Source organism: Pseudomonas sp. NPDC087346 (assembly GCF_044744235.1).
Classification (GTDB): Bacteria; Pseudomonadota; Gammaproteobacteria; order Pseudomonadales; family Pseudomonadaceae; genus Aquipseudomonas.
Genome location: NZ_JBIUXX010000020.1, coordinates 62,650 through 76,885, shown reverse-complemented (window position 1 = coordinate 76,885; position 14,236 = coordinate 62,650). Strand labels below are relative to the sequence as shown.

General features: G+C 60.8%; 14 protein-coding genes. All 14 read left to right on the top strand.

The window, feature by feature from the left end; translation table 11 throughout:
- The first annotated feature begins 132 nt into the window (after positions 1-132).
- The 14 genes from cbiE to ACIOZM_RS14405 all read left to right on the top strand — a co-directional run bounded on the left by cbiE (position 133) and on the right by ACIOZM_RS14405 (position 14,224).
- On the top strand, positions 133-1,344 hold the full coding sequence (cbiE, locus tag ACIOZM_RS14470; RefSeq protein ID WP_401214891.1) for a precorrin-6y C5,15-methyltransferase (decarboxylating) subunit CbiE: 1,212 nt from the start codon (positions 133-135) through the stop codon (positions 1,342-1,344).
- Positions 1,337-2,434 carry a cobalt-precorrin-5B (C(1))-methyltransferase gene (locus ACIOZM_RS14465; protein ID WP_401214854.1) on the top strand — a complete coding sequence of 366 codons (1,098 nt, stop codon included), beginning with the start codon at positions 1,337-1,339 and terminating at the stop codon, positions 2,432-2,434. Before cbiE ends, ACIOZM_RS14465 begins: the two co-directional genes overlap by 8 nt.
- Positions 2,431-3,156 carry a cobalt-precorrin-6A reductase gene (locus tag ACIOZM_RS14460; protein ID WP_401214851.1) on the top strand — a complete coding sequence of 242 codons (726 nt, stop codon included), beginning with the start codon at positions 2,431-2,433 and terminating at the stop codon, positions 3,154-3,156. Before ACIOZM_RS14465 ends, ACIOZM_RS14460 begins: the two co-directional genes overlap by 4 nt.
- 56 nt (positions 3,157-3,212) lie before the next feature.
- Complete coding sequence (locus tag ACIOZM_RS14455) at positions 3,213-3,548, top strand: type II toxin-antitoxin system RelE/ParE family toxin (protein ID WP_401214848.1); 336 nt, start codon at positions 3,213-3,215, stop codon at positions 3,546-3,548.
- Positions 3,549-3,552: 4 nt separating this feature from the next.
- On the top strand, positions 3,553-3,876 hold the full coding sequence (locus ACIOZM_RS14450; RefSeq protein ID WP_025111781.1) for a DNA-binding protein: 324 nt from the start codon (positions 3,553-3,555) through the stop codon (positions 3,874-3,876).
- A 112-nt stretch (positions 3,877-3,988) separates the two neighbouring features.
- Positions 3,989-4,387 (top strand): DUF2946 domain-containing protein, encoded by a 399-nt coding sequence (locus ACIOZM_RS14445; RefSeq protein WP_401214845.1) that lies wholly within the window; start codon positions 3,989-3,991, stop codon positions 4,385-4,387.
- 48 nt (positions 4,388-4,435) lie between these two features.
- Positions 4,436-4,915, top strand: coding sequence for a copper chaperone PCu(A)C (locus ACIOZM_RS14440; RefSeq protein ID WP_401214842.1), 480 nt, complete (start codon positions 4,436-4,438; stop codon positions 4,913-4,915).
- 21 nt (positions 4,916-4,936) lie between these two features.
- Complete coding sequence (locus ACIOZM_RS14435; RefSeq protein WP_401214839.1) at positions 4,937-5,383, top strand: DUF2946 domain-containing protein; 447 nt, start codon at positions 4,937-4,939, stop codon at positions 5,381-5,383.
- Positions 5,384-5,467: 84 nt separating this feature from the next.
- Positions 5,468-7,588 carry a TonB-dependent copper receptor gene (locus ACIOZM_RS14430; RefSeq protein WP_401214836.1) on the top strand — a complete coding sequence of 707 codons (2,121 nt, stop codon included), beginning with the start codon at positions 5,468-5,470 and terminating at the stop codon, positions 7,586-7,588.
- A 128-nt stretch (positions 7,589-7,716) separates the two neighbouring features.
- Positions 7,717-9,096 (top strand): PepSY-associated TM helix domain-containing protein, encoded by a 1,380-nt coding sequence (locus ACIOZM_RS14425; protein ID WP_401214833.1) that lies wholly within the window; start codon positions 7,717-7,719, stop codon positions 9,094-9,096.
- Between the two features lie 150 nt (positions 9,097-9,246).
- The gene (locus ACIOZM_RS14420; RefSeq protein ID WP_401214830.1) at positions 9,247-11,370 is read left to right on the top strand and encodes a TonB-dependent receptor; all 2,124 of its coding nucleotides are present in this window, start codon (positions 9,247-9,249) and stop codon (positions 11,368-11,370) included.
- Between the two features lie 114 nt (positions 11,371-11,484).
- Entirely contained in the window at positions 11,485-12,273 is a 789-nt protein-coding gene (locus ACIOZM_RS14415; protein WP_401214827.1) for an ABC transporter ATP-binding protein, read from the top strand.
- Complete coding sequence (locus ACIOZM_RS14410) at positions 12,270-13,217, top strand: ABC transporter substrate-binding protein (protein WP_401214824.1); 948 nt, start codon at positions 12,270-12,272, stop codon at positions 13,215-13,217. The genes ACIOZM_RS14415 and ACIOZM_RS14410 overlap by 4 nt, the downstream gene beginning before the upstream one ends.
- The gene (locus tag ACIOZM_RS14405; RefSeq protein WP_401214821.1) at positions 13,214-14,224 is read left to right on the top strand and encodes a FecCD family ABC transporter permease; all 1,011 of its coding nucleotides are present in this window, start codon (positions 13,214-13,216) and stop codon (positions 14,222-14,224) included. Before ACIOZM_RS14410 ends, ACIOZM_RS14405 begins: the two co-directional genes overlap by 4 nt.
- The last annotated feature ends 12 nt before the right edge of the window (positions 14,225-14,236 follow it).

The following is a 14,236-nucleotide window of genomic DNA, read 5'->3' as shown; positions in this document are numbered from 1 at the left end:
AACAAATAACAATATTTAAAAAAAACAATATAAACACTTGATGTAGATGACCATCGAAATGGAAGCAGCCGATTGGGGAGAAGGCGCGTTATCATGCTGCCTGTTTACGAAAAACGCGTGATGAGGAACGGCATGACCCCTTGGTTGACGGTTGTGGGAATCGGTGAAGACGGCTTCAAGGGGCTGGGCAAAAATGCCCGGCACGCTCTGCTGCGCGCCTCGCGGATCATCGGCGGTCAGCGCCAACTGGACTTGCTGCCCGTGTGCATTCGCGGCGAACGCCAGTTGTGGCCGAGCCCGTTTACTCTCGCGCCGGTACTTGAACACCGTGGCGAAGCGGTGTGCGTGCTGGCCAGTGGTGATCCGATGTTCTATGGCGTCGGTGCCAGCCTCGCTCGGCAAATACCGAGCGATGAAATGCTGATCTTGCCGGTTGCATCTTCTTGTTCATTGGCCGCTGCACGCATGGGCTGGCCGTTGCAGGACGTGACGATTCTGTCGCTGGTGGCCCGGCCACTGTCGGCGCTCAACGCTCAGCTGTTCAGCGGCGTACGACTGTTGCTGCTGAGCAATGACGGGCAGAGCCCTGCGGCTGTGGCAGAACTGCTGCGAGAACGCGGTTTTGGTGGCAGTCGAATCAGTGTTCTCGAGCATTTGGCCGGCGATGCCGAGCGGCGTATCGACAGCACCGCCAATGACTGGGATACCGCCGAAGTTGCCGACCTCAACGTGATCGCCATCGAATGCCTGGCCGACGTGGACGCACCGCGCCTGTCACGTCTGGCCGGGCTGCCCGACAGCGCTTTCAAGCATGACGGCCAACTGACCAAACGCGACGTGCGCGCCATCACCCTCGCTCGCCTCGCGCCGACTCCCGGTGAACTGCTGTGGGATGTTGGCGCTGGCAGCGGCTCGATCGGTATCGAATGGATGCGCGCGCATCCGAGCTGTCGCGCACTGGCTATCGAAGCCGACGACGGCCGTCAGCAATTGATCGAGCACAACCGCGATGCGTTGGGCGTTCCCGGCCTGCAACTGATTCGCGGCAGCGCACCGCAGGCGCTCGCCGGGCTGGAGCGCCCGGACGCAATTTTCATCGGCGGCGGCGTGACCCGTGAAGGCGTGCTCGACACTTGCTGGGCGCAGCTCAAACCCGGTGGCCGACTGGTCGCCAACGCCGTGACCCTGCAAAGCGAAACCACTCTGATGAACTGGCGCGAACGCCACGGCGGCGAACTGACGCGCATTCATGTTGCGCAGGCGCAGCCGCTGGGCGAGTTCGACACCTGGCGTCAGGCGCTGCCGATCACCTTGCTGGATCTGGTCAAACCCCTCGATGCGTGACGAAACCGCTGAACAACCCGCCCCGCTGCGCAGCGGCCTGACCACCGGCAGTTGCGCCACCGCCACCAGCCTCGCCGCCGCACGCCTGTTACTCGCCGGAACCTCGGCGGATGCGGTGCAGATCGTCTTGCCCAAAGGCAAGCAAGTGCAGATGCGTCTGGAGTTCTGCCGGCTGACCGACGACGGCGCCGAGGCCGGGACGATCAAGGATGCCGGTGATGACCCTGACGTAACCCACGGCGCACTGCTCTATTCGCGGGTACGGCTGAATGCCGAGCCGGGGATTCGTTTCAACGCCGGTCTGGGTGTCGGTACCGTGACCCGGCCGGGGCTGGTGCTGGGTGTCGGCGAGCCGGCGATCAACCCGGTGCCGCGCAAAATGATCAGCGATCACCTGCGCCTGCTCGCCGAAGAAACCGGCTATGGCGGTGGTTTCGAGGTCACGGTCAACGTCGAGGGCGGTGAAGCGCTGGCGCTGAAAACCATGAACCCTCGCCTGGGCATTCTCGGTGGTCTGTCGATTCTCGGCACCAGCGGCATCGTCCGGCCGTTTTCCTGCGCGGCCTACATCGCCTCGATCCATCAAGGCATCGACGTCGCTAAAACCAATGGTTATCTGCACATCGCCGCGTGTACCGGCAATGCCAGCGAAGACACCATGCGCGGGGTCTACAACCTGCCGGAAATCGCCCTGATCGAGATGGGCGACTTCGTTGGCGCGGTGCTCAAGCATTTGCGCAAAGTGCCTGTGGATAAACTCAGTCTGTGTGGCGGCTTCGGCAAGATCAGCAAACTCGCGGCCGGACATATGGATTTGCACAGTCGTCATTCGAGCATCGACCTGCCGCAACTGGCCGAATGGGCAGCGGCAATTGGCGCTGACGAGCATTTGCAGCAGGCCATTCGTGAGGCCAACACCAGCCAGCAGGCACTGGCAATGGCCAGTGCGGCGGGCATCGCCCTCGGCGATGAGGTCTGTCGCCATGCCTTGAATTTTGCCCGCAGCGTGGTGCCGGCGCAGGTGCAGGTCGAGGTCTTTGCGATTGATCGACAGGGTGGCATCGTCGGCCATGCCGGAGGTTTCGCATGAAACGGATTCTATTGCTCGGCGGCGTCACCGAGGCATTGGCCATCGCCCGCACGCTTGGGCCGGAACACATTTACAGCCTCGCCGGGGTAGGTCGGGTGCCGACTGATCTGACCTGTCAGGTGCGGGTCGGCGGCTACGGCGGTGCCGAAGGGCTCGCGCAATTCATCCGCGACGAAGGCATCGATTTGCTGCTCGACGCCACTCACCCCTACGCCGCGCAAATCAGCCAGAACGCCGCCAGCGCCGCAAACCTGACATGCATCCCTTGCTGGGCCCTACGCCGACCAGCGTGGCAAGCGCAGGCCGGCGATGACTGGCGAGAAGTCAGCGACTGGGCCGAACTGATCAGTGCCCTCAAACCGTTTCGCCGACCGCTGTTCACCCTCGGCCGCGAACCGCTGCAACACCTGAACGAAATCCCCGCCGATCAGTTCTGGACCCTGCGCGCCCTCGACGTTTACCCCGGCAACGAACGCTGCGAAATCATCGGCGCCCGGGGGCCGTTTCTGCTTGAGGATGAACGCGCACTGTTCGAACGCCGGCGGATCGACGTGCTGATCAGCAAAAACAGCGGCAGCACCGCGACCGAGCCGAAACTGGAAGTGGCCCGCGAACGCGGGGTGCCGGTCATCATATTGAAGCGCCCGGTGTTGGCGGGGGTTGATCGGGAGTTTCAGTCGCTTCCGGAAACACTTGCGGCGTTGGAGGCAATCTCCTTCTGAGGCAATATCCGCAGCTTGCATGATAAGTAACCTATTTGTTACCTTCAGGGCCAGCCGTGATTACACTCGAAGAATATTTACACGAAGACGAATCAAGCCCGTTTGGACGGTGGTTCTCCACTTTGAATGTACAGGCGGCACTCAAGGTTTCTAATGCCATGATCCGGCTGGAAATGGGCAACACCTCCAATATCAAATGGTTCGATGGTCTAGGCGAATACAAAATCAATTGGGGGCCTGGGTACAGAATCTACCTGATACAAGAAGGAAAACGGCTGATCATCCTGTTCGGTGGAGGAGACAAGTCCACCCAGAAAAAAGACATCAAACAGGCGAAAGCATTGATAGCCGAATTTCGAACTCGAAAAAAAGCTGAACAGGACCGGAGGTAATTTGATGGTTCTCACTCGAAGCTACAAACATTCAATTGCAGAACGCGCACAACGCGACCCTGAATTTGCTCAAGCATTGCTGGATGAGGCCGCAACACTGTTCCTGAATGGCGAACCAGAAATGGCGAGAATAATTCTGCGCGATCTGGTTAACGCGACTGTCGGCTTCGAAGAGCTGGCAAGGGAGACTGAAAAACCCAGTAAAAGCCTGCATCGAATGCTGTCAGCCAAAGGCAACCCGAGCATGGATAACCTGGCCAAAATATTTTCGGTAATCCGCGCTACGCTAGGTGTAGATATGCAGGTTCACGCCGTACCTGTGAATTGAGCGAGTCATTGAAGAGTGCGCTGCGACACCAAACCGCACGACGCTTTTTTACTTATCGGCCCTGATCAGGCTAAATAGCCGCGCCTGATCGCCCACCCAATGGATCTGTCCCATGAACCGACAACGGCTAGCATTTGCCTGGATCGCCTGCTTTGCAGTGCTGTTCAACATGCTCGCCATGCCGATGACGGGAGCGATGGCGCAGGCGGCCAAATCACCGGCCGAACAACTGCTGTGGAGCAGTTTCTGCACCGGCAGCGGGACGAAGATGGTGGCGATCAACATCGGCATTACCGATCAGAAAACTCCGCCAAACGACACCCATTCCAACATGCAGCATTGCTGGTGCTGCTCGGGCTCAGCGCCATTGGTGGCGTTGCCGGGGCATGTGCCGCAGCTGTATTTCGCTCGATTCGAAAGCAATCACAGTGTCGCGCCCGCCTCACTGGAAACGCCCACACCGCGCCAGCAATGGCCCAGCCTCAACCCCCGCGCCTCGCCTCTGGTTTGATTTGTTCTCGCAATTGACCTGCGTTTCAAATCGTTCTGGAGAACTGCCATGTTGAAAAAACTCATCGTCCTCGCTGCGTTGCTGCTGCCTGTGGGCTTCGCCCATGCCCACGAATACAAGGCCGGCGAGCTGGAAATCGCCCACCCGTGGTCGCAGGAACTGCCGCCCAATGCGCCGACGGTTGCCGCCTATTTCGTCATTGAAAATCCGGGTAAAACCGACGACCGCCTGCTCGGTGTCGACTCGCCGATCTCCGGCGAAGCGCAGTTGCACGAGCATGTGATGCAGGGCGACCTGATGAAAATGCAACAGGTGCCGAGCGTCGTGGTTCCTGCTGGCGGCAAGGTGACGTTCGCGCCGATGGCCTACCACGTGATGCTGCTTGATCTGAAGGATCGCAGCCTGCTCAGCGACGGCAAACGCTTCCCGCTGACCCTGCACTTCGAGAAGGCCGGGAATGTCACCGTGGAAGTCTCGGTGCAGAAGAAACCTGCGCAAGCCACCCAGGCGCACGATCACGCTCAATAACCGATCCGGCTGACCCCGCCCGTGCGCCCGCAAAGCGCCAGGGCATCCGGCCGATACCGTCAGACAGAGACGCTGACTCGCGGTAGCTGGATCGCCCTGTTCGCCATGTTGATGATCTTCATCGGCCCGCTGATTTCTCAGTCGATGCCGATGGGTCAACACGCCTCGACTTCCATGCCGATGAGCATGGACATGTCGATGGACATGCCGGGCATGGATCACGGTGGGCATGCCGCCAAGCCCTCTGCCGAACACTGCCCGCCGCAATCCTCGCAGCATGTGCTGTGGGAAAAATGCGGTTATTGCAGTCTGCTGTTCAACTGCCCGGCGCTGACCGGCGGCGGTTCTTTCGCCAGCTTCAGCATCGCCCACGTCAACACCTTTACCCCACCCTCCCCGCACCTGGGACATGCCCGGCAAACCTTCTTCCCCGGCGCCCGCACCCGCGCCCCGCCCATCGCAGCGTAAGCATCCACCTCTGATTGCACACGGTTGAGAAGACAGCTTCAGGCTGCCGGCCGTGTCGTTTACGACTGTTTGATGGAAATTGTCATGTCCAGGTTTTCTGTTGTCCCACGCTCGGGCTCTGCCCAGGCGACCTTTGCCCTGAACGAATCGCGCATTCGTTTCTCGCACGCGACTGCCGTCCTTTGCGGCGTACTGCTGTCCCCGCTGGTGCTGGCCGATGAACATGCTGGCCACAATGAAGAACTGAGTCCGACGGTGATCACCGCCATCGCGCCGAGCTCGCCACTGACCATCGTCACCAATCCCAAAGACCCGCGCCAACCGGTGCCGGCCAGCGATGGCGGCGATTATCTGAAAACCATTCCCGGCTTCGCCCTGGTGCGTAACGGCGGCACCAATGGCGATCCGGTGCTGCGCGGAATGTTCGGCTCGCGGCTGAACATCCTCACCAACGGCAGCATGTTGCTCGGTGCTTGTCCGGGGCGAATGGACGCGCCGACCTCGTACATTTCACCGGAAACCTACGACAAGCTGACGGTGATCAAAGGCCCGCAAACTGTGCTCTGGGGCCCGGGCGCATCAGCCGGCACGGTGCTGTTCGACCGTGAACCGGAAAGCTTCGGTGAACTCGGCACCCGGGTGAACGCCAGCGTCCTGGCCGGCTCCAACGGCCGCTTCGACAAAGTCGTCGATGCCGCTGCCGGTGGCCCGCAGGGTTACGTGCGAGTGATCGGCAACACCGCGCACTCCGACGATTATCGCGACGGCAACAACGACACCGTTCCTTCGCGCTACGACAAATGGAACGGCGACATCGCAGTGGGCTGGACCCCGGACGCCGACACGCTGATCGAGTTGACCGCCGGCAAGGGCGATGGCGAAGCGCGTTACGCCGGGCGTGGTATGGACGGCTCGCAGTTCCTGCGCGAAAGCCTCGGCCTGCGTTTCGAGAAATCCAACATCACCGATATATTGGAGAAACTCGAAGCGCAGGTCTACTACAACTACGCCGACCACGTTATGGACAACTACACCCTGCGCACCCCGTCCGGCACCGGAATGATGTCGGGGCCGATGGCGTCCAACGTCGACCGCCGCACCCTCGGCGCGCGGATCAAAGCGACCTGGCGCTGGGCCGATATCCAGTTGATCACCGGCCTCGACGCGCAGACCAACGAGCACCGCCAACGCAGCGGCATGGGCATCGATACCTACAAGGATCAGCCGTACACCAAGGACGCCGACTTCCATAACTACGGCGTGTTCAGCGAGATGACCTGGTACGCCGCTGACCGTGATCGCCTGATCACCGGTGCGCGAGTCGATCGCGCTTCGGCCAAGGATTACCGGCAAACCACCGGTTCCGGAATGATGTCCGCGCCGAACCCGACCGCCGACGACACCCGTGCCGACACCCTGCCAAGTGGCTTCGTACGTTACGAACATGATCTGGCCGACAGCCCGACCACGCTCTACGCCGGTCTCGGCCACGTACAGCGTTTCCCGGATTACTGGGAACTGTTTTCGCCGAAGTCAGGCCCTGCCGGGTCGCTGAATGCTTTCGACTCGATCAAACCGGAAAAGACCACCCAGTTCGATTTCGGCGTGAACTACAAGAGCGCCGATCTTGAAGCCTGGGCCTCGGGCTACATCGGGGTGGTGCGCGATTACATCCTGTTCGACTACACGCCGACCATGATGGGCATGAGCACTTCGCGCGCTGAAAACATCGACGCACGCATCATGGGCGGCGAACTCGGTGCTGCCTACAACCTCACCAGCAACTGGAAAGCCGACGCAACCCTGGCCTACGCCTGGGGCAAGAACAGCAGCGACGGCAAGGCCCTGCCACAGATGCCGCCGCTGGATGCACGTTTCGGCCTGACCTACAGCGAAGACAACTGGAGCGCCGGCGCCTTATGGCGGGTGGTTGCCGCGCAAAACCGTATCGACCAGAACAAGGGCAACGTGGTCGGCAAGGACTACGACAAGAGCGGCGGTTTTGGCGTGTTCTCGCTCAACGGTGCCTACCGGATCAACAAGAACTGGAAGGTCAGTACCGGCGTCGACAACCTGTTCGGCAAGGCTTACGCCGAGCACCTGAACCTGGCGGGCAACGCCGGTTTCGGCTACCCGGCCAACGACCCGCAAGCGATCAATGAACCGGGGCGCACGCTCTGGACCAAGGTCGATATGAGTTTCTAAAAGCATCGCCAGCAGGCTGGCTCCCACCAGGATCAATACCTTCCATGTGGGAGCCAGCCTGCTGGCGATCGGTTGCGCAGCAACCGCAAAAGACAACTAAAAGATCCAAGCCAAGCGGAGCAAACGTGATGCAAAAGCCCAAAGCGAATTTCTACAACCTAGCGTGGCGCTGGCATTTTTATGCCGGGCTGTTCGTTGCGCCATTCATGGTGATGCTGGCCCTGACCGGCACCGTCTATCTGTTCAAACCGCAACTCGATCAACTGATGTACAGCAGCCTGCTCAATGTCCCCGCCGGACATCACACAGTCTCGGCCGACGACTTGCTGCAACGGGTGAAAAACGCTTATCCACAAGGCCAGATCACCCAGTACCTGCCACCTGTTGAAGCCGGGCGCAGTGCGCAATTCGTGGTGAAGAATGCCGGCCATGAACTGAACGTGTTCATCGATCCGTACCACGGCGACATCCTCGGCGAGCAGGATGCCAAGCAGAACCTGCAAGCCATCGCCCGGGCGATTCACGGCGAATTGATGATCGGCACCGTCGGTGACCGGCTCATAGAACTTGCCGCCGGTTGGGGGGTGGTGTTGGTGGTGTCCGGAGTATTTCTCTGGTGGCCACGCGGTCAGGCCGCGGGGATTCTCTGGCCACGCCTGAACAGTCGCGGACGCGTGTTGTGGCGTGACCTGCACGCGGTCACCGGGTTCTGGGGCGCAGCGTTGTTGCTGGTGATGTTGCTCAGCGGCATGACCTGGACTGGATTCTGGGGCAAGCAATACGCGCAGGTGTGGAACGTGTTTCCGGCGGCGATGTGGAACAACGTGCCGACCTCCGACATCGAGGCCGGCAGCCTGAATAACGCCGCGCGCCAGACTGTGCCATGGGCGATGGAAAACACGCCGATGCCGATGTCCGGCGATCACGCCGAACACATGGCTCACGGTGGCGCGCATGCAGGTCCCGCAGCACCGACCATCAGCCTTCAGGATGTGCAGAACATCGCCACTGAGCGCAAGGTCGAGCCCGGTTACAGCATCACTCTGCCGACTACCGCCACCGGCGTGTTCACCATCGCAGTGTTTGCCGATGACCCACGCAACGACGCCACCCTGCACGTCGATCAGTACACCGGCAAAGTGCTCGCCGACGTGCGTTTCGAGCAGTACGGTGCCGTTGCCCGGGCCACGGAAATCGGCGTGATGCTGCACGAAGGCAAGATGTTCGGCACGCCGAACCAGATCATCGTGCTGTTGATCTGCCTGATGATTCTGCTCAGCGCCGTCAGTGGTGTGGTGATCTGGTGGAAGCGTCGCCCGCAAGGCAAATTCGGCGTACCACCGCTGCGTCATGATCTGCCGAAATGGAAAACCGGCGTGCTGATCATGCTCACGCTGGCGGTGATTTTTCCGCTGGTGGGCGCTTCGCTGGTGGTCGTCTGGTTGCTCGATCGACTGCTGTTGTCGCGTCTGGGCAAACAACATGAATCCGCCTCAACTTCGTCATGAGACAGGCGAGATGCGCGATCTAGAGGGCTCTATAAACTGCCGAGCTTATAATCCGGTATTTTTTAGTGTTACTGTATAACGCTAGCTTGCCATTCTGCCCGCAGCCAAAAGCCGCGGGCTTTTCTTTTGAAGAAGTGATGCATCGCCCGAATGAACAAGTACCTCTTGTCCAGCCTTTGCCTGTTCGCCGTGAACACCGCCCAAGCCGAAACGGTTCCTCTGACGCTGCCCACCGGCACCATCAGCGCACCAGCCGTCGATGATGAAACCGTCAGTCTGACCAAGCCGACCACCGCCGGTTCGCGCCTGAACCTGACCGCGATGGAAACCCCGGCTAGCGTCGAAAGCCTCAGCGGCGAGCAAGTCCGTGCCCGTGGTGATCGCAGCGTGCAGGACGCGGTATCGCGCAGCACCGGCATCAGCCGCACCGGTACGCCGGGCGATGGCGGCACCTCGTTGCAGGCACGCGGTTTTACCGGGCAGAGTTCGGTGATGCAGTTGTATGACGGCAATCGCATGTACACCGGCATGGGCACAGTGACTTTCCCGGTCGACACCTGGTCGGTAGAGCGCGTCGATGTACTGCGCGGTCCGGCCTCGGTGCTGTACGGCGAAGGCGCGACCGGCGCGGTGGTCAACGTGATCCCGAAGAAGCCGTTCAGCGGCGAGATCGAAAACCATCTACGCGTCGGTTACGGCTCCTACGACAGCCAGCAACAGGCGTTCGACAGCGGCGGTTCGCTGACCGACACCCTGAGCTATCGGCTCAATCTCAATCGCCTGCGCAGCAACGGCTGGATTGATCGCGGCGACTCTTCCAGCGACTTCATCAGCGCGGCTTTGCGCTGGCAGGCCACCGACGATCTGGCGTTCACCCTCGCCCACGATTATGGCGATCAGCGCCCGCAGAACTACTTCGGCACGCCGCTGATCAACGGCCATCTCAAGGACAGCCTGCGCGACAAGAATTACAACGTGCGCGACGATAAGCAGCACTACAACGATCAATGGACGCGCCTGACCAGCGACTGGCAGATCAACGATGCCGTCAGCGCCAGCAACGAACTGTATTACCTCAAGGCGCAACGGCGCTGGCAGAACGCCGAGAACTACAACTTTGATCGCGATAGCCAGCAGCTCAGCCGCAGCGGTTACTTCGGTATCGGTCATCAGCAGGAACAGGTCGGCGACCGTCAGACCTTCACCTTCAAGCATTCGCTGTTCGGCCTCGACAGCCAGACCGTGACCGGCGTCGAGTACAACCGCATCCGTTTCCAGCTCGACAGCAACTCGCCGTTCAACGACGTACTGCCCAACGGCCAGCCACTGGATCTGTATCACCCGCAGCCGGGTTATTTCGAGAGCGCCAATCCGTATCGCGATCAGTTCGACAGCACTACCAAACAGATGTCGGTGTTCGCTGAAAACCGTACGCGATTGAGTGAGCGCTGGTCGCTGGTGACCGGCGTGCGCCGTGACTACGTGCAGGTGGATCGCACCGATCTGACCGACAACAGCCAGAGTGACAAGACCCTGACCGGCAACAACTGGAAGGCCGGGCTGGTGTTTGCGCTGACGCCGCAGACATCGTTCTACGCTCAGATGGCGACCAGCACCGATGGCGTCGGCGGCCTGATTTCCCTGAGCCCGAGCCAGCAACAATATGACCTGTCGACGGCGCGTCAGACTGAAATCGGCATGAAGCAATTGTTCTGGGATCAGCGCGGCGAGTTCACGCTGGCGGCGTATCGCATCGTCAAAAAGAAACTCCTGACTGATGACCCGGGCAACCCGACGCTCAAGCAACAGGTCGGCCAGCAATCGTCCAATGGCCTCGAAGCCTGCCTCGATCTGCAACTGCCGCACGCCTGGCAACTGCAAGCCAACGCGGCAATCGTCAAAGCCAAATACGATGATTTTTCCGCAGTGGTGAACGGCCAGACCCTGTCGTACAACGGCAATCGCCCGGTGGACGTGCCACGCCGCACGGCCAATCTGTGGCTGAACAAAGCCATCACCGATGACCTGAAGGCCGGCGCCGGGGTGCGTTATGTCGATGCGCGTTATGCCGACATGGCCAACCGCAACGAGCTGCCGAGTTACACCGTGGTCGATGCGACGCTGTCGTGGAAAGCCTTGCGCAACACCACACTGGGTTTGCAGGTGAACAATCTGTTTGACCGCCAGTACGCGCAAAGCCAATACAATGAGGGCCAGCAATGGATACTCGGAGAACCGCGCTCGTTCTTCGTCACGGCTGATTACACCTTTTGATCCTCTGGCCTCTTCGCGGGCAAGCCCGCTCCCACAGGGATTGCGCAAAACCTGTGGGAGCGGGCTCGCCCGCGAAGGCGTCATCAGCAGCAACGGAAATTTCAGAGTAGAAGCATGACCTCGCTGACCCTCACCAACCTCACCTGGTCGCCACTGGGCCATGGCCACTGCCATCACCAGTTCCAGCTGCGTGATGCATCGTTGCACGTGGCCGCCGGTGAGTTTGTCGGGCTGATCGGGCCCAACGGCAGCGGCAAGACCAGCCTGTTGCGCTGTGCCTACCGCTTCAGTCAGCCGGCAAACGGCGAGGTCAGACTCGATCATTACAACGTCTGGAAACAGTCCTCACGCTGGTGCGCGCAACGTATCGCGGTGGTGTTGCAGGAGTTTCCCGATGCCTTCGGCCTGACCGTTGAAGAAGTCGTCGCCATGGGCCGTACACCGCACAAAGGTCTGTTCGACGGCGACACTCTTGAAGACCGCAACCTCGCCACCCAGGCGCTGCAGTCGGTGGGTCTCGACGGCTTCGAAGACCATGCCTTCGCCACCCTTTCCGGCGGGGAAAAACAGCGAGTGATTCTCGCCCGCGCCCTGGCCCAGCAACCGCAACTGTTGATCCTCGACGAGCCGACCAACCACCTCGACCCGCGCTATCAACTGGAGCTGCTGCAACTGGTCAAACGCCTGAAAATCGGCACCCTCGCCAGCATTCACGACCTGAACCTTGCCGCCGCCTTCTGTGACCGTTTGTACGTGATCAATCACGGGCAAATCGTCGCCAGCGGCACCCCGCAACAAGTGCTGACCCGCGAACTGTTGCGCGAGGTCTTCGGCGTCGATGCCTTGATCGACTCTCATCCCCTCCATGGCTACCCGCGAATCACCTGGATAACCCGACCATGACTGTGCGTTCCCTGCTGTGCTTCGTTCTGTTGCTGGGCAGTGCCCAGGCGTTTGCCGAAGCCACCAAATACCCGCTGACCATTCAAAGCTGCAACCGCGAAGTGACCTTCAAGGAAGCGCCAAAACACGCGGTCAGCCACGACATCAACATGACGCAGATGATGCTCGCCCTCGGCCTCAAATCGCGTATGGCCGGCTACAGCGGCGTGAGTGGCTGGAAGTCGGTGACGCCTGAAATGCAATCGCTGCTCGACGGCTTGCCAGAGTTGGCGGCGAAGTATCCATCGGTGGAAACCCTGCTCAATGCCAACGTCGATTTCTTCTTCGCCGGCTGGGATTACGGCATGCGCGTGGGCGGCGATCTCACGCCGCAAACCCTGCAACCGCTGGGCATCAATGTGTATGAACTGACCGAATCCTGCGCCTTCGTGATGAAGCGCCCGGCCGCCACGCTCGAAGACACTTACAACGACCTGCGCAACCTCGGCAAAATCTTCGACGTGCAGGATCGCGCCAACGCGCTGATCGCCGACATGCAGGCGCAAGTTGCCGAGGTGCGCAAAGACCTGCCCGCCGACAAGCCACGGGTGTTTCTGTATGACAGCGGCGAAGACCGCGCCATGACCTCCGGCCGCCTCGGCATGCCGCAGGCGCTGATTGATGCCGCAGGCGGGCGCAACATTCTCGATGACGTCGAAGCGAGCTGGACGCGGGTCAATTGGGAAACCGTGGTCGAGCACAATCCGCAGGTGATCGTGATCGTCGACTACAGCGAAATCACTGCCGATCAGAAGATCAAGTTCCTGCTCGACAACAAGGCCCTGCAATCGGTGGACGCGATCAAGAACCAGCGCTTTATCGTCATCCCTTACGTGCAGGCCACGCCCGGGATCGACAATGTGCTGGCGGTGGAAACCCTGGCCAAAGGATTCCACGGCGAATGATCGACCGTCGCTATGCCCTGCTGCTGATCGCCCTCGGCGCCGTGTTGCTGGTGTCGTGCGTGGTGTCGCTCGGCTTCGGTCCGGCGCGAGTGCCGGTGGACGTGGTGTGGCAGATTCTGTTGCACAAGCTGCTCGGGCTGGGCGAGGTGAACTGGAGCGCCGGGCAGGAACATATCGTCTGGCTGATCCGCGTGCCGCGCATGTTGCTCGGTGCCTTGGTCGGCGCCGGTTTGGCGTTGATCGGCGCAGTGCTGCAAGCCGTAACGCGTAACCCGTTGGCCGATCCGCACCTGCTCGGCGTGACCTCCGGCGCCACCCTCGGCGCGGTGATTGTGGTGCTGCATGTCGGCCAGATTATCGGTCTGCTGACCTTGCCGATTGCCGCGTTTATCGGCGCGTTGCTGAGCATGCTGATGGTGTTGATGATCGCCAATCGACACGGTCGTCTCGACAGTGATCGGCTGTTGCTGTGCGGCGTGGCCGTGTCGTTCGTGATGATGGCGATTGCCAATCTGCTGCTGTTCATGGGCGATCACCGGGCAAGCTCGGCGGTGATGTTCTGGATGCTTGGTGGCCTCGGTCTGGCGCGTTGGGAGCTACTGGCGATTCCTGCGGCCAGCGTGTTGCTGGGCCTGATTCTGCTGGTGGGGATGGCACGCCCGTTGAACGCACTGATGGCCGGCGAACAGACAGCAGTGACCCTCGGCCTGAATGCCCGTGCGGTGCGGTTGCGCGTATTTGTGATTGCATCACTGATGACCGGGGTGCTGGTCTCGATCAGCGGCTCGATTGGTTTTGTCGGGCTGATGGTGCCGCACATTGCGCGGCGACTGGTCGGCGCCGAGCACCGGCGATTGCTGCCGGCGTGCGTGCTGCTCGGCAGCATATTTCTGGTCTGGGTCGATGTCGCCGCACGCACCATGATCGCCCCCGAAGACCTGCCTATCGGCGTCGCCACTGCGGCCATCGGCGGGCTGTTTTTCATCGGTCTGATGCGCCGCCGCTGAGCCTTCGCGAGG

Excerpts from the sequence above, each read along its gene's own strand:
- cbiE (WP_401214891.1), top strand. The coding sequence starts at position 133 with ATGACCCCTTGGTTGACGGTTGTGGGAATCGGTGAAGACGGCTTCAAG.
- ACIOZM_RS14465 (WP_401214854.1), top strand. The coding sequence starts at position 1,337 with ATGCGTGACGAAACCGCTGAACAACCCGCCCCGCTGCGCAGCGGCCTG.
- ACIOZM_RS14460 (WP_401214851.1), top strand. The coding sequence starts at position 2,431 with ATGAAACGGATTCTATTGCTCGGCGGCGTCACCGAGGCATTGGCCATC.
- ACIOZM_RS14450 (WP_025111781.1), top strand. The coding sequence starts at position 3,553 with ATGGTTCTCACTCGAAGCTACAAACATTCAATTGCAGAACGCGCACAA.
- ACIOZM_RS14445 (WP_401214845.1), top strand. The coding sequence starts at position 3,989 with ATGAACCGACAACGGCTAGCATTTGCCTGGATCGCCTGCTTTGCAGTG.
- ACIOZM_RS14440 (WP_401214842.1), top strand. The coding sequence starts at position 4,436 with ATGTTGAAAAAACTCATCGTCCTCGCTGCGTTGCTGCTGCCTGTGGGC.
- ACIOZM_RS14430 (WP_401214836.1), top strand. The coding sequence starts at position 5,468 with ATGTCCAGGTTTTCTGTTGTCCCACGCTCGGGCTCTGCCCAGGCGACC.
- ACIOZM_RS14425 (WP_401214833.1), top strand. The coding sequence starts at position 7,717 with ATGCAAAAGCCCAAAGCGAATTTCTACAACCTAGCGTGGCGCTGGCAT.
- ACIOZM_RS14420 (WP_401214830.1), top strand. The coding sequence starts at position 9,247 with ATGAACAAGTACCTCTTGTCCAGCCTTTGCCTGTTCGCCGTGAACACC.
- ACIOZM_RS14415 (WP_401214827.1), top strand. The coding sequence starts at position 11,485 with ATGACCTCGCTGACCCTCACCAACCTCACCTGGTCGCCACTGGGCCAT.
- ACIOZM_RS14410 (WP_401214824.1), top strand. The coding sequence starts at position 12,270 with ATGACTGTGCGTTCCCTGCTGTGCTTCGTTCTGTTGCTGGGCAGTGCC.
- ACIOZM_RS14405 (WP_401214821.1), top strand. The coding sequence starts at position 13,214 with ATGATCGACCGTCGCTATGCCCTGCTGCTGATCGCCCTCGGCGCCGTG.